This is a genomic window from Paenibacillus polysaccharolyticus, assembly GCF_023714295.1.
Taxonomy (GTDB): domain Bacteria; phylum Bacillota; class Bacilli; order Paenibacillales; family Paenibacillaceae; genus Paenibacillus; species Paenibacillus polysaccharolyticus_A.
On the sequence record NZ_JAMAUN010000072.1, the window covers coordinates 1 to 255 of the forward strand.

At 53.3% G+C, this 255-nt stretch carries 1 rRNA gene; it reads right to left on the reverse strand.

The window, feature by feature from the left end:
- Positions 1 to 255, reverse strand: a 23S ribosomal RNA gene (locus M3629_RS28890); the annotation flags it as partial.

The following is a 255-nucleotide window of genomic DNA, read 5'->3' on the forward strand; positions in this document are numbered from 1 at the left end:
GTACGGGCACCTTCATCTGGCTAGAGGCTTTTCTTGGCAGTGTGAGATCATGACCTTCGCTACTGTAATTTTCACTCCCCATCACAGCTCAGCCTTACGGTTAGCGGATTTGCCTACTAACCAGCCTTACTGCTTGGACAGGCATCCATCAGCCTGCGTCACTACCCTACTGCGTCCCCCCATCGCTCGTAACGATTTACGGTGGTACAGGAATTTCGACCTGTTGTCCTTCGACTACGCCTTTCGGCCTCGCCT